This window comes from Burkholderia sp. 572 (assembly GCF_040545135.1).
GTDB classification, from domain to species: Bacteria; Pseudomonadota; Gammaproteobacteria; order Burkholderiales; family Burkholderiaceae; genus Burkholderia; species Burkholderia cepacia.
The window spans coordinates 312,481-337,208 of the sequence record NZ_JBEPLH010000005.1 but is presented as its reverse complement, the minus strand read 5'-3'; the positions used below and the strand labels follow the sequence as shown (position 1 = coordinate 337,208).

Sequence of the window (24,728 nt, the reverse complement as noted above, 5' to 3'; positions counted from 1 at the left end):
ATGAAGCTGGTCTTAACGGTTGATGCGATTTCACCTCCCCTCACTGGCATTGGACGGTACGCGTGGGAGCTCGCGCGTTGGCTGCAATCTGCCTCGGCCGAATTTGAATCGTTGCGCTTCCTGGCCGGAAATGTCTTGATGCGTAGCGTGGAAGGTCTTCTGAGTGCGCCGGTGCGTGAAAGATCCATGTTCGTGGCAAAATGGTGGGCGCGACGCCAGATAACAAGTGTGCTGAGGGATCATTTGTGCCATTCACCAAATTATTTCCTTCCAAGAGGCGTGGAGGGTGGCATCGCTACGGTACATGATCTGTCAGTATTCAAGTTCCCTGAAACGCATCCTATAGAGCGGATTCGGCATTTCGAGCGCAACTTTTCGTCAACTCTGGATCGCGCAGTGCATTTGATTACCGATTCGGAGGCAGTGCGCCAGGAGGTAATCACATTTTTCGGATGGTCGCCTGAGAGAGTCACTGCAGTCGAATTGGGTGTCAGCGATCGGTTCTTTCCTCGCGCCGCCGAGGAGCTTTTTGCGGTTCGTTCGCTGGGTCTCGATATCGGACGCTATGCGCTCTGTGTTTCCACCCTGGAGCCGCGCAAGCGCGTGGAAGGGCTGCTGATTGCGTATGCGACACTTCCGTCATCATTGCGTGCTAGGTATCCTCTCGTGCTTGCCGGTAGCAAGGGGTGGTTGAACGACACACTGCTTTCGGAAATTGAAAAAGGAGAGTCGCAGGGGTGGTTGCGGTATCTGGGTTACGTCGACGAGGCGATTCTGCCCCAGTTATACGCCGGAGCGCGCGCCTTCCTGTATCCATCGGTATACGAAGGATTCGGACTTCCTGTTCGAGAGGCTTTGGCTAGTGGGATCCCTACATTGACTTCGAACTGCTCATCTTTGCCGGAAGCCGCAGGTGGGGCAGCCCGCCTGGTAGAACCTGACAACCTTGACGAATTGCGGGTCAATATTGAAAGTGTGTTGTGCGACGAGACGTGGCGAGCGAATGCCATTGCCGCTGGATTGGATGTTGCACGACGCAGGACCTGGAGTAATTGCGCCGAGGAGACTATAAGTGTCTATCGTCGGGCGCTAGCCGCGCAGTCACTTTAGGCTGCGAGTTTGCATCACTGGCATTGACGAGATGGAGGGCTGGCGTAGGGGGCTGCTGTAATGCTTGCCCGGTGATGTCGGGAATTTAAAAAAAATCAAACCAATAACGGACCGAGGGAAATATCATGCAATCAATGGGTGTCTAATGGAAATCGTATCGATTTACGAATTGATTGAAGTCGGCGATAATCAGTTCGTTGAACACTGCTATCGGAAGTTGCTGGGGCGCTCGCCAGATCCTCAGGGACATAAATTCTATTCCGAGCAGCTTTCGAGCGGTCAAAGCAAAACCCAGATCGCAAAGAACATTGCTGCTAGTGGCGAGGCTCGACAACGCGGTATCGTGCTGTCCGATACAAATCGGGAACTCTGGCATAGGCGACTGTGTGGTATTCCCTTGCTAGGACGTATGCTGTCCCCATCACGCCGGTCGAATCCAACGAAAACAGTCATGTCGGAGGCCGTCGAAGAAACGAGTGACGCGCAAACCGGGAATGATCCAGATGCTGAAATGGAAAAACACGGCACTGGCCTGTCCGAGCTGAGGGCCGCGCTTGACAAACTGGAGACGATGCACTGGGAACTTGATTTGACGCTTCATTCGATGAATCGTCACTTTTCTGCGTCGCTACATGGGACAGTAGATTCAATCCGGTCACTGCAGGAGCAGATGCGATTTCAGTTCCTTGCAATCAATGCGTCGCTGAACGGTGCGCACAACCTACAACGACAAGTGATTGAGCGTCTTGAACGGCTTGAATCGGCAATCGCCGCTGTCGAGCGGGTGAGCGATTTGCAGAGCGGAAAGTGCGTGTCACGATAAGACATATTTGTCGGATTAGTATTTATTTGAATTTCAGGACCGGTGTAGGAGTATCCGGTTCGTAGAATTTCGATATTGAAGGGGATTAGAATGTCACTTCGTTTCTCTGTTGTCATCAATACCTACAATCGAGCGGCAACGCTGAGAAATACGCTTGCTTCAATGGCCTATATTAGGCATCCAAGCTTTGAAGTGATCGTCGTCAACGGCCCGTCGACTGACGAAACAGAAAGCGTCATCGCCGAATATGCAGATGTATATAAAGTTGGAAATTGTCCGGAAGCCAATCTCTCGAAGTCTCGCAATGTGGGTATCGCCATGGCGAGCGGCGATATTGTTTGCTTTATCGATGATGATGCGGTTCCTGAGCCTGACTGGTTGGATCAGCTCGAAAAAGGATATGCCGATCCGAAAGTTGCGGCAGTAGGCGGCTACATTCGGAATCATACTGGTGTCGAGTTTCAATGCAAGGTCACGGCTTGCGATCGTTTTGGGGACGGTCAAAGCTTCGAGTCGGTCGAGGACGCCAATCCGGATATCGGAGTAACGGCAAAGCGCTATCTTGCACTCACGGGGACGAATTCGTCGTTCCGGCGGAAGGTGCTAGTCGAAATTGGAGGGTTCGACGAAGAGTATGCGTATTTTCTGGACGAAACGGATGTCATCGTCCGGATGATCGATTGCGGATATGAAGTGAAATATACGCCGGACGCAGAAATTCACCATAAATACGCTGCGAGCCATCTGAGGACAACGTCGAAGCTGCCGAAGTCAATTTATCTGCCGGTGCGCAGCAAGGCATATTTTTGCATCCAGAATGCATTGCCAGGTACCTCGTATACCGAAATATTCGCGTTTCTGCAACGGTATGCGGCAGGCCTCAAGAAAGACAAGAAGTGGTATTTCAACGAAGGTCTGATCGATACGGAGCATTACCATCGGTTGCTTCGGGAAATCGATGAAGGCATCTATGACGGGATCGCGGATGCCCATCGTTTTCCAAATCGCCGCATCATGTCCGACAAATACTGGGAAGATCGCGTTCAGGCGTTCAAGCCGGTCGTGCCGCTGCTTGCCGCGGATAAGCGATTGAAGATCTGCCTTTTGAGCCAGGACTACCCGCCCGCGAATTGCGGTGGCATCGGCGTATGGACGCACGAGGTGGCCACCGGCCTGGCTGCCATGGGCCATGAGGTCAGCGTGGTCACGAGAGGCCATGGACACTCCACCGTTGACTTCGAAAACGGTGTTTGGGTGCATCGGATCGTACCGGTCTGGTGGCCGGAACGTAACGAGCCGCCTTTGCCGGATATTCCACCGGTTATTCGAGACTATGCGTATACGGCGTTCGACGAGGTCAAACGTATTCGAGCGCGCCGGGGGCTCGATATCGTATCTACTCCTATCTGGGATCTGGAAGGCATCGCCTGTGTGGCAGACGGTACGATACCGACCATGGTGAGCTTGCATACGACATTCCGGCTGGCGTTGCCGTTCAAGCCCGAATGGAAGGCGGATGAGGACTACTATTCACTGCACGTCGAAAAGATCATGCGTGGTGAGGAGTGGCTGCTGAAGAACGCCCAACATATCCTCGCCAATTCCAAGGCGATCATCCAGGATATCGAGCGAGAGTATGGGCTGCGGATCGATCGGAGCAAGGCGACGATTGTCCCGCATGGAATCGAAGATGTCGTGCACACCGGGAAAGTTCCTCGTGCTGGAACTCAAAAGTCGGTGAACATGTTGTTCGTCGGTCGTTTTGAACGTCGAAAGGGCATCGATCTGCTGCTCAACGTGTTGCCGCGTTTGCTGCGCAAGTATCCGAATCTGAACGTCAAGTTTGTCGGGGAAAACGGCTTGCCTGGTCCGGACGGGAAGACGTATGTCGAACATTTCCAATCGGAAAATATTGGAGCAAGCGTCCTCGAGCGCGTCACTTTTGCCGGAGTGGTTTCAAAGGCGGAACTTTTGTCCAGCTATGAAGAGTGCGACGTGTTCGTTGCTCCAAGCCGGTACGAGTCATTCGGATTGATCCTCATCGAGGCTATGCGATTCGGCAAGACCTGTGTAGGCTCTCGGATTGGTGGAATGCAGGAGGTCATCGTTGACGGAGCGGACGGCTTGCTGTTCGAGCCGGATAACGAGGAAGATCTGCTGAACGTGATTGATCGAGCGGTCGGCGATCCGTCGCTTCGGGTGCGCTTGGGCGATGCTGCACGTCGATCGTTCTTACAGAAATTCTCGACCGAGGTCATGTGCACTGCGCTGACCAAGTTCTACCAGGCACAGGCGAGGGAGGCATCCTCTCAAGCTCTCGAGGACAAGGGAGTGGATGATGAACTTGTAGTCTAATCACGAATACAAAGTGCCGACGGGTTGTCGGCACTTTGATTTCTGCAGGCAAAGACAAATATATGCATAACGAGGAAGAGCGTTTACATGTGAGTGCGATGGTTCCGGATACGCCGCAAATCAATGCTGGATATTCTGAATACTATCAATATGTAAAACAAGGATCTGATACGCTTTTCGTTTGGTTTGGTGGAATTAACGAGCCCTTCTTCAGTTCGTCATTTCCTGGTCGATCTGGTTACGATTGCTTATATTTCCGGGATTCAAATTCAGATTGGTATGTGAATGGCGTGTTCGGGCTGACGCAGGACAGTAATGCGTTCATATCGATCATGCGCAACGTGATCATGCCAAACTACCGATGTGTCTGCTTCGGTGGCCAGAGTTCGGGTGGCTATGCCGCGCTGTTTTACGGACTTGCGTGCCTGGTTGATCTCTGTATCGTCTTTTCGCCGCAAATTAGAAATCAATTCGATGGTCAATGTCGTATGTCGCCGCATGTCAGAATTCACGATCTCTATGAACTATACAGGAATTCGACGGAAAGGCCGCGGACAATTGTCAATGTGAGTCGTTCTGAGCGTGATCATCAGAATGATTTTCAGTGGAACGACATCAAACAACTTGACGACTTCCGGCATCTCGACAAAGTCACGCTCAACATTCACCCATACGATAACCACGCCGTGTCCGTGAAGCTTCGCGAAGAAGGAGTACTTTACGATCTTCTGGTCGGCTACGTTACAGGCTATGGTGCCGCCGTCAAGACTCGCAATGCCGGTGCCGTCGCGATCGGCTAACATTTGAGGCTATTTTGAAATCGAAGCGGGAGCCGTCAGCGCTGCAATTGACAACCTTGAGTGGGGAGGAATTCGTTGAGGCTTGTTACAAGATCATCTTGAATCGAAAATCGGACGTCCAGGGGCGTACGCATTATCAGCGCATGCTTGGTACTGGTAGCAGCAAGGCCGAAATAATTCGATGCATCGCGCTGAGCCCTGAGGCAAAAGCCACAGGGCGACGGCTTTCCCTGCTCTGGCTTTTGAGACTGGATGGATTGCTGGCGCGGCTTCCTATAGTCAGTCATTTATACTACGGCGCTCGCTTATTATGGAATTCTCGGGCAGTGTTGCAGCTTTTGAATTCTCTCGAACATGGAGGCGGGATAGCATCGAAGGGGCGGGAAGTTCGCGGCGAATTTTCTCCTGATGAGCTTGATGCTATGTTGAATGCGGTGGAGTCCAGTAATCACAGATTGCGAGAAATGCAGCGTCAGATTGATGCGATTCAAAATGAGCTTTCCGAATTACGGGAAAAGGATCATGCGGATGGCGCGCACAAGGGCGCTTCTCCGAATGAATAGCGTGAGTTAATTAAGATTCATGAAGGATTTCGTTTCCTCAGTTTCGAACCGGGCCGAATGGGTTGCGCCACGTAGTATTTCTGTTGTCGTCAATACCTGTAATCGGGCGACAAGCCTGGATGCGACTCTTGCATCACTATTGCAACAATCATTTCGCGATATGGAGATTGTTGTTGTAAACGGACCGTCGACAGATCGTACCCCAGAAATTATTGACAAGTACAGAGGGCGGGTAAAAGTAGTTCAATGCGCCGAACTCAATCTTTCGGTTTCGCGAAATATCGGTATCAAAGCGGCAGCCGGCGATGTCATTGCGTTCATAGATGACGATGCGCTTCCCGAACCATTCTGGGCCGAACGCATCCTGGCGGCGTATAACGATGAAGACATTGGTGCAGTAGGTGGCTTTGTTTTCGATCATACGGGAACTGATTATCAGGCTACGTATATTGTTTGTGATCGTTACGGGAAATCATGGACTCGCATTGATGCGAATCCCTCCGGGCTTTATTCGTTTCCTGGTGCTTTTCGATATAGTGCTCTGATTGGAACAAACTGTTCGTTCCGACGCGATCTCTTGGTCAAGCTTGGAGGATTTGATGAGGAATACGAATACTTTCTCGATGAGACAGATGTTTGTGTTCGGTTGATCGATCGTGGGTATAAAATCTTGCAGATCTCAGACGCATTCGTCCATCATAAATTTCTGCCCAGTCACATGCGCACTGCCGCAAAGGCGACGGTGCACCACTACCCAATTCTAAAAAATACGATCTATTTCGGGTTGCGGCATGCATCCGTTTTCGTAGGTCGAGAGGCGGTATACCAGTGTGCCGAAGAAATTTTCGCAGTTCACCTCAGGGATGCGGAGTTAGCTGCACGAGACGGAAGGATATCGCATGAAGTCTATGATCGGTTACCGGCGGCATATCAGCGCGCGCGCCAGGATGCGCTCGATCATTTTGAGAGAGGGCCGCGCACACGCCCGGCCTCGACGTTCGTCTCGCCGCGATTGCCGTTCCTTTCTGCATCGCCGGGTGAATCTGACAGCAAGGGTCAACTATGTATTGCTTTGATTTGTCGGTACTACGACGTTGTTGATTCCGGTATTGCGCGATTCATTCGGGTTCAGGCTCGCGCGCTCGCTGCATTGGGGCATATCGTTCACGTCGTCGCCGAGGCGCAAGCGCATCCGTCCGTCGACTGGGAAGAGGGGGTATGGATCCACCGTGTGCTGCTGGGTTGGTACGATGACCAAGCTGCATATTTACCGATTCGAATTCATCTCGATCAATGGTGTTTCGCTCGATCCGCGCTTGATGAGATACGGAGGATTAACAAACGGCATCAGATCGACGTGATAGAGGCGCCGCTCTGGGGCAATGAGGCGATCGCTGCGATTGCTTCCCAGGAGATCCCCGTCGTGGTGAGTTTGCAAACCTCTCAGGCGATAGCGCTTGACAGTCACCCGGAGTGGCAAGCTGATGTCAAGTTTATGTCGGAGGTCGTCCGGCCCACGATTGAAGGTGAAAATTATGTGCTGGCGAATTGCCATAGGATTCGCGCGATCAGTAAGGCAATCGTGAATGAGATAGAGAAGCGAAACGAGATCGTGATGAATCATCAGCGGATCGTGATCTGTCCACTAGCGCTCGAGGATCGCGCTACGTCTGCGCGAATATCGCAATGCAAGTATCCGCAGATATTGTTTGTCGGTCGACTCGAACTCAGGAAAGGCATCGATATATTGCTCGCTGCGATCCCGAGAGTTCTGGCTCTATTTCCAGAGGCTCGATTCATCGTCGTTGGGGACGATTCGCTTCCTAACGGCGCGTCTGATGAGACATTCCGGCTCACATTTGAAAAGTCATTTCCGCATTTGAGCGAATCCGTATCATTCAAGGGAAAACTGCCGGATTCGGAGGTGGATAAGTACTTTTGTCAGGCGACACTCTTCGTTGCGCCATCGCGCTTCGAGTCGTTCGGTCTGGTGTATGTAGAAGCGATGATGTTTGGTTTGCCAAGTATCGGTTGCAAAGTGGGAGGCATACCGGAGGTGTTCGGCGACAGCAACTGTGGTGTGCTCGTCTCGCCTGATGCTCCGGAGGAGTTGGCTACGGCCATCATCGATGCGCTCCGCGACAAGCAGATGCTCGAAGCTAGGGCGGAACTGGCTAGGCAGACTTATGTGCAGCGCTTCACCCCCGATCGGATGGCTGCCGAACTGGTCTTGATGTATCGTGCGTTATTGGTGACGGAGCGCGAGAAACGGGGTTAGGCAGTCGATTCTGGCGCGAGGCCAATCGTCGGGAGCGATTGTGTGCGGTTGCCCATCTGCTCAAGCAGATGACCAAGTTCCGCGGCGCTCTCGGCCCACGTCTTCCATGTTGCACGGCTGACATCGGGCGCGGTACCGGCTGCTAGTCGCGTTACCCAATCCCGCAGGGCACAAGACAGATCATCGGCAGAGGTTCCCGAAAAATACGTGATGTGATCACCGCCAATTTCACGGAAAACGGGCAGGTCACGAGCGAGAACGTGCAAATTCCGTGCTGCTGCTTCTACGATTGGGAGTCCAAATCCTTCACCAAGAGACGCCATCAACATCCCATCGGACGTTTCGTAGCATTCTGTGAGCATGGCGTCAGTGGCGTCTCGCAACCAATGCAATTTTCGTCCGACCTCCGAATGCGTTTCCAATCGAGCTATCAACCGAGCCGTATTCCATCCCGGCTTGCCGACGATCACTAGGTTCACATCGAATCCCTGTTTCCAGAGAATTTCGAACGCGTCGAGTGCCTGATCGTGGCCTTTGCGCGGCTCAATCGTTCCCACCATCAGGATGGTGATGTCGTGTCCGGACGATTTCGGTTTGCGCAATTTCGGTGACACATCGGGAATTTGCGAGAGGTCCGCTCCCAAGTGAAACCAGTCGATTTGCAATTCATCTTTCCGGAGGCCGTAGTGCTCTGTTGTCCACTGGCGCACATCTCTTGCGACGGACCGGGAAATGCAAAACAATGCATCGCCGTGCGCGGCAATGGTGGGCAGCCAACGGGCAAATGACTTTGTGCCACGGGGCGTGAACCATTGGGGATGATGTGCGGGTAGCAGATCGTAGACAACGAATGCGAACCGAACGCCCTGCCGTCGCCAGCGCAGCAGATCGTACTGACGCGATGGAAGAATGCGGCTCGTCAGATCGAGGCCGAGGAATAGGTCGCCAGGGCGGACCTCGACGAATTCGTCGGGGCGATCAGGGGGGGGCACGCCGTGGCTGATCAGATAGGTATCTGCGTATCGATACGAACGCCTTCTGGTTGCTTCGATGGCCCGGACATCCCAGCCGGGCGGCGGCGTTCGTAACAGATTGGAAAGAAGAGCAGAAACGGCGCGCTGAATGCCACTTTTTCCATCATGCTGCGCAATGATCGAAACGTCGACCAGCAACCGCGGAGTGGTGCTGGTGCCGTGACCGACGTCATGCGTCAAGCCGGTCAACAGAATGCGGCGAGCCGGCCGGACGAAGTGACGGGGCCAAGTACTTGCCAAGCTGAGCAAAATTCTCGCGGTGAGATCACGTCCCAGGAGATGCATGTCTGTGCGATCAGTTTTCGGCTTTGCGCGCGGCGAATCAGGCGCCGTTTTCCTGATAGAAGATATAGGCGTCTTCTACGTTGTCGAAGCTGTGTAGTTTGCCGTTCGTCAGCACTGCTGCAGTGTCGCAGTGCTCGCGGATGTAGCCCGCGTCGTGACTGACAATAATCAGCGAGCGATCCTTGCGACGCTCGAACAGTTCATGGTGACACTTGGCGTGGAAGCGGCTGTCGCCGACGGCAATGATTTCGTCAATTAGAAAGCAGTCGAATTCGATGGCCATCGAGATTGCGAACGCAAGACGCGCGCGCATGCCCGCGGAATAGCTCTTGACGGGTTCTCTGAGGTAGTAGCCTAGTTCGGAAAATTCCTGGACGAACGGTTCCGACAACTTGGGATCGGTGCCGTAGACCCTGCAGATGAACCGAAGATTGTCCATGCCGGTCAGGCTGCCTTGGAAAGCACCTCCGAAGGCAAGTGGCCACGACACGCTCATCTTTCGCTCGATGGCGCCGGATGTGGGTAGTTCCGCTCCGCTGATCATCCGGATCATGGTCGACTTTCCTGCGCCGTTGCGGCCAAGTATCCCGATTCTCTGGCCCTTGCGGACTCGCAGGTTTACCTTGTCGAGGACCGTTTTTCGGCCTTGCCGCGTGTGATAAACCTTACTGAGATTGCGCAGTTCGATCATTCAGGTTCCACCCTCATGCTTGCATCACGAACCAAGGTCAAGCCGACCAGGAGCAGGACGAGATCGGAAACGATCATATAGGGAATGCTGTAGTGCGCTTTGACGACTGGGCCAAAGTATCCTGAGCGTAGCATCTCTACCCCATGCACCATCGGAATGTACAGCACGATTTTTTGAAAGGCCGGTGGTAGCCACTCAACCATGAACACGGCGCCCGAAAGGGGAAACATCAGGTATGCAATGGTATGCCAGACGCGCTCGACAGTTTCGCTGCGCTCGGAAAGGGCGCCGACCGCGAAGCCCAGGCCCGTGCCTAAAAGAGCGAGATAGATCCAGCCGAAAATAATCAACGTAATATCGACCGGAGGCTTCATCATCCCGATTGAGATGAACAGAAGGCTCAGGAAGAAAAAGGAGACGCTTGCGCCTGCAACTTCAAGCAGGACGCGAGACGTGAACAAATCGAGAACTCGGACGTTGCGATGGTAAAGCAGGCTTTGATTGGGAACGATCGCGAGTGCGCATCGACCGACGGCATTGCGCCAGAGCAGCACGGAAGAATAGCCGGTGACAGCGAATGCAGTAATCGGAACGTTCGAACCGTGGGTTGCTTTCGTTGCGGTCCACAACCCGGTAATGCCGAGCGTGAACATCATCGGTTCGAAGAACACCCAAAGGAAGCCAACGTTATGACGACCATAACGAGTGAGAATCTCACGCATCAGCAGTGCGCCGATTACGCGTAACTGAATGCGTAGCGATCGCAGAAGGGGGGTGGTGTGTTCCACAGCAAAATCCTAGTTCGCTGATTGCTCGGCGTGAATTTTTCGCTTGGCCCGGCTGCCTGCGATGCTGCAAGCAGCCGGCATACGTCTACATCCCGATGCCCGCCGCTGGCGCGGCGATGGCAATCGACTTCTTTTGCCGGATCGTCGATCACCTGCCGGAGCCGGGTACAGATCTGAGGTCCCCTCTGCGGGCGAGTGCAACTAATTGTTGTTGAGGCACGTCCGCGCAAATTGATACGGCAAGCGATGTCTCCGCCGGGAATGGTTGTAAACGCTCAGTCATGGTGTTCGCGAACACCGCTCAACAGCAGGCTCAGGACGCCCCAGACCATCATTCCCAGTGCAAATGTTTCAAAAACGGATTTTAGCCGCTTTGGTTCGATGGCTACGTCAGGGGTGTTGGGTTGTACCAACCGTTCCAGGTATAGCTGCTTGCGTTGCGCCTCGGCGCGGGCATTCTCGAGTGCCGTCATCGCCGATGCAAGTTGCTTGTCGGCAAACTCTGAGTCCAGTTGGAGTCGCGCATAACCGGCCGCCTTCTGCGAGAGTGAGCCACGGCCACCTGTTACATCGCCAGTGGTGGTGCTGATCTGTTTCTCCAGCGTGGCAATGCTTGTTTTCAGTGCGGGAATCTGAGGGTTCTGCGGAGCCAATGCCTGCAGTTGGGTCAATTGCGTTTGCGCCGCGAACAATTGCGTCTGAAGCGTGGTGACTTGTTGCAACTGCAGGGCTGACTGTTTGTCCGGGTCGAACACGGTGTACGATTGTCGATATGCGGCCAGAGCTGCTGCTGCATCTTTTGCCTTCGTTGCGGCTGTATCGACCTCGTGTTGCGCGAACCGTACGGTGTCCGCCGATGCGCGTTCGTTCATCCTGTTGATGAGGCGCTCGCTCATCTCGAGGAGATCTTCATTGATCTTCGCCGCGTCTTTTGCAGAAAATGCGCGAACCTGAAGCGTTGTGATTGCCGATGTGGCATCAAGATTCGCGGAGACGATGTGCTTTCCGTAATATTTCCACAGCGCTTCGAAGCTGCTATCCAAGCTGGCATTGAACCGGCTCAGCACATCTCCGTGTTCGGAGTATGTATCGAAGATGTAGTTGCCCTGATTTAATGCGCGCAGAGCATCGCGCGACTCAATGAAATCGATTACAGGGTACGTGTCGTCTTGCGCGCGTGAGAACCCGGTGCTTTGAAGTAGTGCACCAACGACACTGGTCTGCGTCTGTTTCTGTGGACTTCTCACGACAAAGCGAGACTCGGAAACATAGATATCCGAGGCAAATACGCCGTAGTAGAGAACGCTGATCGTCGTTGGTAGAACTACCGTCAATGCGAACAGGCGGTTGATGCCTCGAACTTTGTCGATGAGGCTTTTCTTACGCTTTTCTAACGGTGTATTGTTGGCAGATACGTTTTCCAACTTCTTCCCATCTCGGCTGATTGGCTCCCTCTAGACTGCCTCGCCGACGCGTTGAGGCGACGGCATGGGCGAAAGAGCTGATGTTGGGCAAACGGCGCACCCGCGTCGCAACGTGAATGCCGCACTATACCGTCAAGCATGTACTTGTACGCGGCCCCGATGCCTGCAGTAAGTGCCGCAAAAGGCGGGTGCGTCCGAAGCAGGCGCACGACGCCCTGTCTAGGGGGGCAGATTATATCTAGGCGATGTGAATTGCGCTATCTCCACGAATTTTGCGTCACATTTTCGCCATGATGGTGCCATTTTACAGGATCGTCTGTATTTCTTTTCCCCGCGATGCTATATTCACGCCTCCATAGAGCGGTCATCGCAGCCGCCGATTTTATAGAAGGCTCGTCCAACGGGGGTGTCTGAGGCGCTTTCCGGCGAGGGCCGTTCGCCGGTCGATACGTTTAATGCCTCGCTCATTTCTTGTGCTGCAAGGCACAGCCTCATCATTTTTCAGTTCCTTGGCGCACGCCTTGCGCACGCGAGGGCATTCGGTACGCAGAGTCAACTTCTGTGGCGGCGATCTGCTCTATGGCGGATCCGGCACGGCTTGGAATTATCAAGGCAGGCTCGATAGTCTGTCGGCTTGGTACCTCCAGGCGGTTCAGTCGGAATCGATAACGGACGTTGTCATGTTCGGCGACTGCCGCGAAGTGCATCAGCATATGCATCCCGTTTCATCTGCAAACGGAGTGCGAGTGCATGTGTTCGAGGAAGGGTATGTGCGTCCGCATTGGGTGACGCTGGAGCGCCATGGCGTCAATGGCAGATCGCTGCTGCCGCGCGATCCCGCGTGGTACCTCGACCAACGGCGGGTAACGCCGCCCAGTCGGCCAGGCTGGCCCACCGGCTACAATCTGTACGAGCGTGCGTTTCATGACATCTGCTATCGTGGTGCGAACATGCTGTATGCAAAACGCTTCCCCCATTATCGTAGTCATCGGCCCAGGAACGGATTCGTCGAATATTCAGGGCTCGCGGCACGCGCGCTTGTACAGCGTCGCCACCACAGCGATGCGGAGCGGATAACGCGTGATTTGCTCAATTCGCGCCGCCCTTATTACCTCTTTCCGCTCCAGTTGAATTCCGATGCGCAGATCATCGTTCACTCGCCGTTCGACGGCATTCGGGACGCCATTTGCCGCGTGATGCAATCATTTGCAAGTCGTGCGCCAGGAGACGCTGTGCTCGTGATCAAGAATCATCCGCTTGACACGGGGCTGATCGACTATCGGGGCTACGCCGCGCAACTTGCCGACGCATTGGATATGCGTGATCGACTGCGCTTTACCGATGCTGGTCATCTGCCCACCCTGCTCGAGCATGCGGAGGGCGTCGTAGTGGTCAATAGTACGGTCGGGCTGTCGGCTCTGCACCATCGTCGCCCATTGAAGGCGCTTGGTACAGCCATATATTGCATGCCGGGGTTGACGTGGCAAGGCAGCTTGGACGACTTCTGGTCGGACGCATCCCCCCCTGACATGCAGTTGTACCAGTCATTTCTCGACTACGTGATGCATCACACGCAAATCAACGGTGACTTCTATACTCGGAGCGGCATTGCGATGGCGACGGCAGGGGCGGTCGTGCGTCTCGAGGCGGAGCATGGCTAGTGATGCTCTTCGTTCAATCGTGGTTACCGGGGCGAGCGCTGGGCTCGGGCGTGCGCTTGCGCTGACCTATGCCAGTCCGGGAGTCGTGCTTGGACTTGTTGGGCGGGATGCGCGGCGGCTGGAAGAGAGTGCTGTTGCATGTCGTGCGAGAGGCGCGGAGGTCGCGACGGGCTCTCTTGATGTGCGCGATGCCGGGGCGATGGAAGATTGGCTGGGCCAATTCGATCGCGATCACCCTATCGAATTGCTCATTGCCAACGCGGGCGTCGCAAGTACGATTGCCTCCGCTTCGGATTGGGAGAGACGCGAGCGAATTGCGTCTATCGTCGACACGAATTTCTATGGTGCGATAAACACCGTTCTGCCAGTGATTGACCGAATGCGCGAACGCAAGCGCGGCCGCATTGCGATGATGAGTTCGATCGCCGCATTGCGTGGAATGGCCATTTCTCCGGCATACTGCGCGAGCAAGGCGGCAATCAAGGCGTACGGCGATTCTGTTCGCCCATTGCTCGGCCGTGACGGTATTGGCGTCTCGATCATACTTCCAGGCTTCGTCGAAACCGCGATGAGCGATGTGTTTCCCGGGGACAGGCGGTTCATGTGGAGTGCGGAACGAGCAGCAGCGTACATTCGCCGCAAGCTGGATGCAGGGCGCACGGAAATTGCGTTTCCCGAGCCGCTGGTGCTTGGCATGCGCCTATTGCCGCTATTGCCAGCAGCGATTGCGGATGCAATTCTCGATCGCCTGTCTTATGTCCCCCGCGAGGTAGATTCTAATTGAACGGCACGTTCGGGCTGGCTATTGCCATCGCAATCGTGCTGTCGTTCGTTCTGGATGGCATGACGAAGCCGCGCACGCTGCAGCGTCGATCTATGGCGTCGTTATCACTTCACATTCTTTCGGTAGTGTGGATTGCAGGCTTGGCGTTGGCCGTTACGTCGCGCCCAATTTTCTCGTCGCTTGTCGCATTGGCGCTCCTCGGCCTGATTGTCTCGGTTAGCAATGCGAAATATGAATCGCTGCGCGAGCCGTTCGTATTTACCGATCTGAGCCTGTTCAGCCAGTTGTTTTCGCATCCCCGTCTTTATTTGCCGTTCCTGAGCCTCGGCAAGGTCGTCGCGATTGGTGCCGGCATCCTGCTTGTGATTACGGGCTTCGTCGTCGAGCGACCGGTGCACTGGGGTTCCGTCGCGGTGGCGTGGTTAGTGGTGACCTTGGCGTTCGCGCTCGCCGTGCCCATCGCAGCGAGCGTGCCGCTTACACTCGATCCCGATGCCGACCAGCGTCGCCACGGTTTTTTTGCCGTATTCGTCGCCTATCTGCTTAACGGCTTGCGTCCTGCGACGTTCCGGCGGTTCCGCGAGGTCGTGGCGGCAGGGCCATTCGCAACGGGCAAGCCGACGCGACGCCCTGACGTGATCATGATCCAGAGCGAATCGTTCTTCGATGCGCGTCGGCTCGGAGAGGTGGTCGAGCCGAGTCTCTTCAGGCGTTTCGATGAGGCGCGTCGCGAGGCAACCTGCCGTGGCAAGATGAATGTGCCTGCGTGGGGGGCAAACACCATGCGAACGGAGTTTGCGGTGTTGACCGGCACGGAGTCCTATTCGCTCGGGTATGCGCGCTTTTATCCTTATGCATTTGTAAGGAATAAAATTGCCTCGCTCGCATCCTGGTTCGACCGTTGCGGCTACGATACAGTCGCGATTCATCCCTATTACGCTGATTTTTTCGGGCGGGATAGAGTATTTCCGTTGCTCGGCTTTGCGCGTTTTCTCGACATCCGTCACTTTTCGTCGGCGTTCCGGGCAGGGGCCTATGTGACGGATACGGCAGTGTCTGACGCGATTGTCGCGGAGCTCGAGGCGGCGGGTGGCGAGCTCCCGTGCTTCATCTTCGCGATGACGATGGAAAACCACGGCCCGCTACACCTTGAGCAAGTTTTGCCCGGTGAGTCGACTTCGCGACATACTCTTGGCGAAGATGCATCCTGGCGCGACCTGACGGCATATTTACGGCACATTGAAAATGCAGACGCAATGATCGGGCGCTTGCTCGATTATTTGCGTACCAGCGATCGTGAAACAGTCGTTTGCTTTTACGGCGACCACGTTCCCGCACTGCCTCACGTATTCGAGAAGCTCGGCGTTAATCCGCAACGCAGCGACTACTTCATTTGGCGGAATTACGGCGCAGATACCCCCGAATGCCGAAATCTGGCGGCCGAGGAACTCGGATCGGCACTGCTGCATGTGGTACAAGATGACGGAAACCGCACGCAACAACCGTGCGCATCCGAGAAAGCGACATAAAAGATGAAAAGTAAGATTGCAATAATTGGGGTGGCTTGTCGGTTTCCCGGGGGCGCTAACGATCTTGGCGACTTCTGGCAACTGCTGCGCGACGAACGCGACGCAGTGACCGAAATCCCCGCCGATCGCTTCGGCACCGATTTCTACCAGCACCCGTCCAAGCGCGAACCGGGCAAGAGCTACACGTTCTCGGCCGGCGTCGTCGACAACGTCGCCGGCTTCGATGCCGCGTTCTTCGGCATTTCCCCGCGCGAAGCGGCCCAGATGGATCCCCAGCAGCGCCTGCTGCTCGAACTCGCATGGGAAGCGTTCGAGGACGCGGGCGTGCGCCCGGCCGACATGCGCGGCAGCAACTGCGGCGTCTTCGTCGGCGCCGCCAGCATGGATTACGGCAACCGCAACATGGACGATCTGAACGTGATCGATCCGTATTCGGCGACCGGCAACACCCTGAGTATCGCGTCGAACCGCGTGTCCTACCTGTTCGACCTGCGCGGCCCGAGCATGTCCGTCGATACGGCCTGCTCGTCGTCGCTCGTCGCGCTCCACCAGGCCGTCAAGGCGCTGCAGTCCGGCGAAGCCGACGTGGCGCTCGCGGGCGGCGTCAACCTGCTGCTTCACCCGTTCGGTTTCGTCAGCTTCTCCAAGGCATCGATGTTGTCGCCGCGCGGCCGTTGCCGCGCGTTCGATGCAACCGGCGACGGTTATGTCCGCTCGGAAGGCGGCGCGTTCGTGCTGCTCAAGCCGCTCGATCGCGCGCTCGCCGACGGCGACACGATCCATGCGGTGATCGCCGGCTCCGGCGTGAACTCGGTCGGCCACTCGCCGGGTGGTATCAGCGTGCCGGGCGCGGCCGCGCAAGCATCGCTGCTGCGCAGCGTCTACGCGCGCGCGGGCATCGATCCGCAGTCCCTGGCGTATCTCGAGGCACACGGCACCGGCACGGCGGTCGGCGATCCGATCGAGGCGCGTGCGCTGATCGACGTCGTGTCGGGTGAGCGCCCGGCCGATCGTCCGCTGCTCATCGGTTCGGTGAAAACCAACATCGGCCACCTCGAAACGGCGTCCGGCATGGCCGGGCTGCTGAAGGCCGTGCTGTGCCTGAAGCATCGCGCGGTACCGCGCTCGCTGCATTTCGTCACGCCCAATCCGGGCATCGATTTCGACGGCGGGCGTCTGCGTGTCGTCGATCGCTTCATGCCGCTCGACGCGGGCGACGCGCCGTTGACGGTCGGCGTCAACTCGTTCGGCTTCGGCGGGACGAACGCACACGTCGTGCTGACCGAGGCGCCGGCTGCAAACGAGGCGTCGGCGGCTGCGCCCGAGCCGACTCACGCGCAGTTGTCTCCGCTCGTCCTGACCGCGCGCAGCGCGAATGCACTCGGTGCGCTCGCGGGCCGCTATCTGTCGATGCTCGACAACGGCGGCGACTGGCAGGCGCTTGCCGCCGCGGCCGCACGTCGTCGCCAATGGCTCGAGCATCGCGCGATCGTCGCGCCGGCCGACGTGGCCGAAGGCCGTGCGGCACTCGCGGCGCTGGCCCAGCCGGCACCGGAAGGGTTGCCCGCCTGCGTGGCGACCGGCCAGGCCCCGGCCGACACGCCACGCACCGCGCTCGTCTTCTCGGGCAACGGCTGCCAGTGGGTCGGGATGGGCAACGAGCTTTATGCCGAGAACGCCGTCTTCCGCGCGGCGCTCGACGAAGTCGACGCGCTGTGGTGCGCCGACGGCAGCCCGTCGCTGGTCGACGTGATGCGCGGTGGCCCGAGCGCGGAATGGCTGGCCGGCCAGGGCGCCGAATGGCTCGCCGCGACGGAGAACGCGCAGCCGCTGCTGTTCGCGATCCAGGTCGGCATGATTCGCGTGATCGATGCGAGCGGGATGCGTTACGACGCGGCGATCGGCCATAGCGTCGGCGAGATTGCGGCTGCGTGGGTGACGGGCGCGCTGTCGCTCGCCGATGCGGTGCGCGTGATCAAGATCCGCAGCCGCGCGCAGGCGATGACGCGCGGCAGCGGCCGGATGGCGGCCGTCGGCATCGGCGATGCAGCGGCGCGCGAACTGATCGCGCGCCACGGGCTTGCGCGCCGTGTCGAGATCGCCGGCATCAACAGCCCCGACGCGGTGACGCTCGCGGGCGAGCTGCAGGGTCTGCAGGCATTGGAGGCGGCGCTGCGCGGCAGCGGCAAGTTCTTCCAGATGCTGGATCTCGACTACGCGTTCCACAGCAGCCACATGGATCGCATCGAACCGGTCGTGCTGGCCGAACTGGCGAGCCTGCGGCCGCAGTTGGGCAACGGCACGTACGTGTCGACCGTGACCGGCGGCGCGCTTGCCGGCACCGAGCTCGACGCGCGCTACTGGTGGCGCAATATCCGTGAGCCGGTGCGCTTCGGCGACGGCATCGCGCATCTGATCGAGCAGGGCGTGCGCCTGTTCGTCGAGGTTTCGCCGCATTCGATCCTGCGTACGTACGTGAAGCAGGTGCTCACGGCCGCCGGTGCAACCGGCATGGCGCTGCCGACGCTCAAGCGCGGTCACGGCAGCGCGGCGACGCTGCGGCAGGCGATTCTCGCGGCGATCGCGCACGGCGCGAGCGTCGATCCCGCCCGCTTCGCGCCGGGCGAATCGCGCGCCGCGTTGCCGTCCTATCCGTGGCAGCGCGACCGCTTCTGGCTGACGCCGACCGTCGAAGGCTACGGCCTCGTCAATCGCCGCCGCGAGCATCCGCTGCTCGGTTATCGCCTGCATGAGCACGCATTCGCGTGGGAAAACCAGCTCGATCCGGCGAAGCTGCCGATGCTGGCCGATCACGTCGTCGACGGCGGCGTGGCGTTCCCGGGCGCGGGTTACGTGGAAATGGCCCTCGCCGCGGCACGGACCTTCTTCGATACACCGGATGCAGCGCTCGAAAACGTCGAGATCCGCACGCCGGTCGTATTCCAGCCGCAGCAGGCGAAACTGTTCCGGCTCGTGATCGAGCCGCGCACCGCGACCTTCACGATCGAGACGCGCGACCGGATGTCCGACAGCGCGTGGACGCTGAACGTGACCGGGCGGATGCTGGAAAGCGGCAACACGCTCGGCGATACGAGCGTCGTGCCGTCCGCCGCGCTTGATCGTCTGCTCGCGCTGCCCGCGGCCGGCGGCGACACGTTGTACGCAAACACCGCGGCCATCGGCCTTGGGTACGGGCCGGCGTTCCGCTGGGTTCGCACCGTGCGGGTTGCCGCGAGTGACGGCGCGGCGCTGGCGGACGTCGCCGCGCCGGCCGCATGCGGCGATGCGCAGGCCTTGTCCGCGTATCTGCTGCATCCGGCGCTGATGGACAGCGGGTTTCATCCGCTGTTCGCCTTGCTGGCGGCGCACGCACGCGAAGGCGAGCATCCGGCTTACGTGCCGGTGCAGATCGGCCGGGTCGACTATCTGCGCGGCGACACGGTCGAGCGGGTGCGCGTGCAGATCGACCGGCACAGCCCGCATTCGATCGTCGCGCATTTCGAATTCCTCGACGCGCGGGGCGCGATCGTCGCGCGGCTCGGCGGTTGCCGGTTCCGGCGCGTCGATCTCGTCGGCCGTCGGCAGAACCTGCCTGCACGCTTCGTCTATCGCCTTGAAGACATGCCGCTGCCGGGCAACGTCGATGCAGCCGGTTTGCCAGCCCCCGACGCGTTGCTCGCGCAGGCCGTCGCGCGGCTGGACGCAACCGGTAACGACGTCCGCCGGACGCAGCATCTGACCGAAATCCTGCCGCTGCTCGACGTGCTGGCGAGCCTCTACGCGCTCCGTGCGTTCGATGCGCTCGGCGCATTCGCCGGCACTTGGCAGCCGGCGGCCGGGCGTGCGGCGCTGGCCGCGCGTCTTGCCGACATGCTGGTCGAGGATGGTCTCGCTCATCGCGACGGCGCGCTGCTCGTGCGCGATGACGCAGCGTGTGCGGCGTTGCCGCCGCTCGACGAGCTGTGGCGCGGGCTGCTGGCCGAATCGCCGGGGCACGTGGCCGAACTGACGCTGCTCGCGCATTGCGGCGCGGCATTGCCCGACGTGCTGGGCGGCGCGAAGGATGGCGCGCGCTTGCTGTCGCCGACCGGGCACAGCCTGGTCGAGCAGCTCCTTGCCGCGTCGCCGACGTGGCAGCACGTGCACGCGTTGCTGACCGCAAGCGTCGAGCAGGCGGTCGATGCATGGCAGCCGGCACGCCGGCTACGCGTGCTCGAACTGGGCGCGACGGACGGCGACGTGCTGCAGACGCTCGGCATGCATCTCGCTGCCGCGCGCTGCGACCACACGATCGCGGCGACGGCCGGCCAGCTGGCCGGCTTCGACACGGATGCGGAAGCGGCGGTGCGCACGGTGGCACTGCAGTCGGGCGAGCGGCTGTCGCTGTCGGCCGATGACACCGGGCCTTACGACCTGATCGTCGCGAACCGCGCGCTGAGCGATCGTCATGATGTGGTCGATGCACTGAATGCGATGCGGTCGTGGCTGGCGCCGGGCGGACTGCTGCTGCTGGCCGAGTCGCGCCACGGCCGCTTCTCCGACATCGTGTTCGCCTCGCAGGCAACGTCGACGGAAGCCGCTGCCCCCGCGCCGCTGGCGCCAGCGGATCTCGAGGCAGCGCTCGCACGCGCGGGTTACGTCGACGTCGTGCGGCACGTCGAGCAATCGCTCGATCTGGACGGTACGCCGACGTTCGTCATCGCGCGCAACCCGAGGAGCACCGCGGCCACGCAGCGCGGCAGCGACGCGAGCGATCTCGACACGCTCGCACGCAACGAACAATGGCTCGTGATGCACGCGCCGGGTGCCGCCGGCGGTTTCGGCGGGCAGCTGGCCGACGCGCTGGCGCGCGCGGGTTATCCGGCCGACATCGTGGACATCACGCATGCGGCCGACGCGATCGCGTCGTTGCCGGCCGGGCAGCCGGCGCACGTCGTGTTCTGCGCACCGGAAACGCCGCTGGCCGAATCGGCGACGGGCGACGGCCTGATGGCTGCGCAGCGTCACGGCGCGATCGCGCTGGCCGCGCTCGTCCGCGCGCTCGGCGGGCAGCCGAACGCGGCCACGCGCTTGACCGTCGTCACGCGCGGCGGCGCGCCGTTCGCCGGGGCTGCGAATGCGCATCCGGAACAGGCAACGCTGTGGGGCCTCGGTCGGGTGCTGGCGAACGAGCATCCCGAACTCGCGTGCCGCCTGATCGACGTCGATCGGGCGGTGGACGGGATTCCCGACGCACTGATTCGCGAGCTGACCGGCTCGGCGGTCGAGGAAGAAGTCGTCCTGGGCGCACACGGGCGTCTGGTGCCGCGCATGCTGACGGCCGCGCAGGCCGCGGCCCGCAGCGATGGCGCGATTGCGCGCGCGGCCGTGCTCGCGTTCGATGCACCGGGCTCGTTGCGCAATCTCGAATGGTTCGCGTTGCCGGAAAGCGCGCTGGGCGCGGATGAAGTGGAGATCGAGCCGGTTGCGACCGGCCTCAATTTCCGCGACGTGATGTATGCGATGGGGCTCTTGTCCGATGAAGCGGTCGAGACCGGCTTCGCGGGCGCGACGATCGGCATGGAACTGTCCGGCCGCGTCGTCCGGGTGGGCGGCGCCGTGACGGCATTCGCGCCGGGCGATGCGATTCTCGGCTTTGCGCCGGCCTCGTTCGCGACGCGCGTCAGGACGCGCGCGCAAGCGATCGCGCTGAAACCCGAGCGTCTGACGTTCGAGGAAGCGGCGACCGTGCCGACCACGTTCTTCACCGCGTATTACGCACTCGTCGAACTCGCGCGGCTGCGCCGCGGCGAGCGCGTGCTCGTGCACGGCGGCGCGGGCGGCGTCGGGATCGCCGCGATCCAGCTTGCGCGCCACTTCGGCGCGGAAGTGTTCGCGACGGCCGGCAGCGACGAGAAGCGCGAGTTCGTGCGCCTGCTCGGTGCCGACCACGTGCTCGATTCGCGCAGCCTTGCGTTCGCCGACGACATTCGCGTGCTGACGGGCGGGCAGGGCATCGACATCGTGCTGAATTCGCTCGCCGGCGAAGCCATGGTGCGCAGCATCGACACGCTGCGTCCGTTCGGTCGATTCCTCGAGCTCGGCAAGCGCGATTTCTACGAAAACAGCCATATCGGGCTGCGGCCGTTCCGCAACAACATCAGCTATTTCGGCATCGATGCCGACCAGTTGATGGGTGCGTTGCCGGAGCTGACCGAACGTCTGTTCGGCGAAGTGATGGCGCTGTTCGCGGCAGGTGTGCTGCATCCGCTGCCGTATCGCGCGTTCCCCGCTGAACGGGCCGAAGATGCATTCCGCTACATGCAGCAGGCGCGCCAGATCGGCAAGGTACTCGTGACCTATCCGTCCGGCACGCCGGCCCCGACGCGCGGCGTCACGCGCGCGGGCTCGCTCGCGCTCGATCCGCATGGCACGTACCTGGTGGTCGGCGGCACGGGCGGGCTCGGGTTTGCGAGCGCGCGCTGGATGGTCGAGCGCGGTGCTCGCCGGCTGACGCTGGCGAGCCGTTCCGGCGAGCTTGCCGGTGCGGCCCGCGAGGAGGTCGAACGCTGGCGCGCGACGCTCGGCGTCACGGTCGATGTCGTCTCGTGCGATGTGACCGATGCCGCGGCGGTCGATGCGATGATTGCCGCGATCGCGCGGCGCGGCAGCCCGCTCAAGGGCGTGCTGCATTCCGCGATGTCGATCGACGACGGCCTCGTGCGCAATCTCGACGATGCGCGCATGGCCGCGGTGCTCGCCCCGAAGGTGGCCGGCGCATGGAACCTGCATCGCGCGACACGCGCGCTGCCGCTCGACCTGTTCGTCGTCTATTCATCGGCGACGACCTATCTCGGCAACCCCGGGCAGTCGAACTACGTCGCGGCCAACACCTTCCTCGAGGCGCTCGTCGAACATCGTCGCGCGGCCGGGCTGCCCGGCACGTTCATGGCGTGGGGCCCGCTCGAGGACGTCGGCTTCCTCGCGCGCCACGCGGATACGCGCGAGGCGTTGCAGTCGCGGATCGGCGGTGCATCGATCACGTCCGACGAGGCGATGGCCGCGCTCGAGCGCGCGCTGGTCGCGGGCGCGGCCGGCGAAGCCGTGGTCCGGCTCGACTGGCATGCCGTGGCGCGCGGGATGCCCGCCGCGAAGGCACGCCGGTATTCGCTGCTGCAATCGCATGCGAAGGGCGGCGATGCGCGCGACGGCGGCACGCAGTTGCGGGAAGAAGTGCTGGCCTTGCCGCGCGACGAAGCGATCGCGCTGGTTGCCCGGACGCTGCAGGCGCAGATCGCGCGGATCCTGCACATGACGCCGGATCGCATCGCGCTCGACAAGTCGGTGCTCGACATGGGCATGGATTCGCTGATGGGGATGGAACTCGGCCTGGCGGTCGAGGAAGCGTTCGAGGTCAAGCTGTCGGTGATGGCGATTGCCGAGGGCGCGTCGGTGACAACGCTGGCCGGACGCATCGTCGATTCGATCGGCGCGTCGGCCGATGCGTCCGACGCCGGGGCGGCGACCGATGCCGCTCAGGAGGCGGTCGCGGCGCTTGCCGCGAAGCACGCGATCGAAGGCGAAGCGCGCGCGATGCTCGATACGCGGCCGGCGCCCGTGGCGGGCCAGGTGTCCCCGACGCTGGAGGTCGCGCGATGAGCGCGCCGTCCGGCTGGGCGACGCGCCAGGGCACGCTGGCAGGTCCGCTGGCGATCGACGGTCACGGGCTGCACACGGGGCGCCGGGTGGGTGTACGGATCCTGCCCGCGCGGCCGGAAGACGGCGTGACGGGAGTCGTGTTCCGTCGCGTCGCGCAGGGGCGCACGCTCGCGACGCTGCCGGTCGATCCCGCGCTGCGCCGCGCCCAGCCGCTCTGCACGATGCTGCGCAATGCCGACGGCGTCGGCGTTCGCACGATCGAGCATCTGCTCGCGTCGCTGCTCGCATGCGAGATCGATCACGCGATCGTCGAGATCGACGCCGAGGAAGTGCCGATTCTCGACGGCAGCGCCACGCCGTGGGTGGACGCCATCCGCGCGTGCGGCCGGGTCGCGCTCGATGCGCCGAAACGCTTCATCCGCGTGCTGCGGCCCGTCGTCGTCACGGATGGCGAAGGCGACCCGCGGCGCGAAATGCGGGTCGAGCCGGCGCCGCGTTACGAACTGAGCGTGCGCAACGACCTGCGCGGCTTCGGCGACATGCATTGGGACGGCGCGCTGACGCCGGCCGCATTCGAAACCGAAATCGCGCCGTCGCGCTCGTACGGGCGCGTGAAATGGGCCGTGCCGGCGATCGTCGCCGGCTATCTGCGCGGCGTGCCGATCCTGCGCGGCGCGCGGCCGTCGTGCACCGCGTCCATCGTCGGCAGCCGCGTGCTGGGCGGGATGCGCTTGCCGGATGAATTCGTCCGGCACCGCGTGCTCGACCTGGTCGGCGATCTCGCGCTGGCCGGCGCGCCGCTGCTGGCGCGCGTGAGCGCGTTGCGGCCGAGCCACGAGATGAATTTCCGGCTGGTCGACGCGCTGCTGGCCGCACCCGACGCGTGGCAGTGGGCCGAGTTTTCCGACGCGTGACACCACGTCTTTTCATGACGCGCGGCGTAACATAGCGTCTTTTCGAGATTA

15 protein-coding genes are annotated in these 24,728 nt (G+C 60.1%); 11 read left to right on the top strand and 4 right to left on the bottom strand.

Annotated elements, in window-relative coordinates; all coding sequences use genetic code 11:
* The 6 genes from ABIC51_RS12470 (at window position 1) to ABIC51_RS12445 (ending at window position 7,929) form a co-directional block, all read left to right on the top strand.
* A complete protein-coding gene (locus tag ABIC51_RS12470; protein ID WP_124919039.1) occupies window positions 1–1,110 on the top strand; it encodes a glycosyltransferase family 4 protein in 1,110 nt (369 codons plus the stop codon).
* Window positions 1,111–1,255: 145 nt separating this feature from the next.
* Window positions 1,256–1,933 (top strand): DUF4214 domain-containing protein, encoded by a 678-nt coding sequence (locus tag ABIC51_RS12465; RefSeq protein ID WP_354006496.1) that lies wholly within the window; start codon window positions 1,256–1,258, stop codon window positions 1,931–1,933.
* Between the two features lie 90 nt (window positions 1,934–2,023).
* Complete coding sequence (locus ABIC51_RS12460; RefSeq protein WP_226129612.1) at window positions 2,024–4,288, top strand: glycosyltransferase; 2,265 nt, start codon at window positions 2,024–2,026, stop codon at window positions 4,286–4,288.
* Between the two features lie 62 nt (window positions 4,289–4,350).
* On the top strand, window positions 4,351–5,088 hold the full coding sequence (locus ABIC51_RS12455) for a hypothetical protein (RefSeq protein WP_124919042.1): 738 nt from the start codon (window positions 4,351–4,353) through the stop codon (window positions 5,086–5,088).
* 14 nt (window positions 5,089–5,102) lie between these two features.
* Entirely contained in the window at window positions 5,103–5,651 is a 549-nt protein-coding gene (locus tag ABIC51_RS12450) for a DUF4214 domain-containing protein (RefSeq protein WP_319001572.1), read from the top strand.
* Window positions 5,652–5,670: 19 nt separating this feature from the next.
* The gene (locus ABIC51_RS12445) at window positions 5,671–7,929 is read left to right on the top strand and encodes a glycosyltransferase (RefSeq protein ID WP_226129610.1); all 2,259 of its coding nucleotides are present in this window, start codon (window positions 5,671–5,673) and stop codon (window positions 7,927–7,929) included.
* On the opposite strand, the gene ABIC51_RS12440 is transcribed toward ABIC51_RS12445, so the two are convergent.
* The 4 genes from ABIC51_RS12440 to ABIC51_RS12425 all read right to left on the bottom strand — a co-directional run bounded on the left by ABIC51_RS12440 (window position 7,926) and on the right by ABIC51_RS12425 (window position 12,151).
* Complete coding sequence (locus tag ABIC51_RS12440) at window positions 7,926–9,248, bottom strand: glycosyltransferase family 4 protein (RefSeq protein WP_354006495.1); 1,323 nt, start codon at window positions 9,246–9,248, stop codon at window positions 7,926–7,928. The genes ABIC51_RS12445 and ABIC51_RS12440 overlap by 4 nt on opposite strands.
* A 37-nt stretch (window positions 9,249–9,285) precedes the next feature.
* Window positions 9,286–9,939 (bottom strand): ABC transporter ATP-binding protein, encoded by a 654-nt coding sequence (locus ABIC51_RS12435; protein WP_124818142.1) that lies wholly within the window; start codon window positions 9,937–9,939, stop codon window positions 9,286–9,288.
* Complete coding sequence (locus ABIC51_RS12430) at window positions 9,936–10,727, bottom strand: ABC transporter permease (protein WP_124818140.1); 792 nt, start codon at window positions 10,725–10,727, stop codon at window positions 9,936–9,938. The genes ABIC51_RS12435 and ABIC51_RS12430 overlap by 4 nt, the downstream gene beginning before the upstream one ends.
* 275 nt (window positions 10,728–11,002) lie before the next feature.
* Window positions 11,003–12,151: a KpsE/RkpR family capsule polysaccharide export protein gene (locus ABIC51_RS12425; protein ID WP_124919046.1), complete on the bottom strand. Its 1,149-nt coding sequence runs from the start codon at window positions 12,149–12,151 to the stop codon at window positions 11,003–11,005.
* A gap of 455 nt (window positions 12,152–12,606) precedes the next feature.
* On the opposite strand from ABIC51_RS12425, the gene ABIC51_RS12420 reads away from it, so the two are divergent.
* The 5 genes from ABIC51_RS12420 to ABIC51_RS12400 are packed head-to-tail and all read left to right on the top strand — an operon-like array spanning window position 12,607 to window position 24,677.
* Window positions 12,607–13,812 (top strand): capsule polysaccharide biogenesis protein, encoded by a 1,206-nt coding sequence (locus ABIC51_RS12420; protein ID WP_124919047.1) that lies wholly within the window; start codon window positions 12,607–12,609, stop codon window positions 13,810–13,812.
* Window positions 13,805–14,596 carry an SDR family NAD(P)-dependent oxidoreductase gene (locus ABIC51_RS12415; protein WP_124919048.1) on the top strand — a complete coding sequence of 264 codons (792 nt, stop codon included), beginning with the start codon at window positions 13,805–13,807 and terminating at the stop codon, window positions 14,594–14,596. Before ABIC51_RS12420 ends, ABIC51_RS12415 begins: the two co-directional genes overlap by 8 nt.
* A 59-nt stretch (window positions 14,597–14,655) precedes the next feature.
* Window positions 14,656–16,125, top strand: a complete 1,470-nt coding sequence (locus tag ABIC51_RS12410) for an LTA synthase family protein (protein ID WP_226129620.1) — start codon at window positions 14,656–14,658, stop codon at window positions 16,123–16,125.
* A gap of 3 nt (window positions 16,126–16,128) precedes the next feature.
* Window positions 16,129–23,763, top strand: a complete 7,635-nt coding sequence (locus tag ABIC51_RS12405) for a type I polyketide synthase (protein WP_226129606.1) — start codon at window positions 16,129–16,131, stop codon at window positions 23,761–23,763.
* Window positions 23,760–24,677, top strand: coding sequence for a UDP-3-O-acyl N-acetylglycosamine deacetylase (locus ABIC51_RS12400; protein ID WP_226129604.1), 918 nt, complete (start codon window positions 23,760–23,762; stop codon window positions 24,675–24,677). The genes ABIC51_RS12405 and ABIC51_RS12400 overlap by 4 nt, the downstream gene beginning before the upstream one ends.
* The last annotated feature ends 51 nt before the right edge of the window (window positions 24,678–24,728 follow it).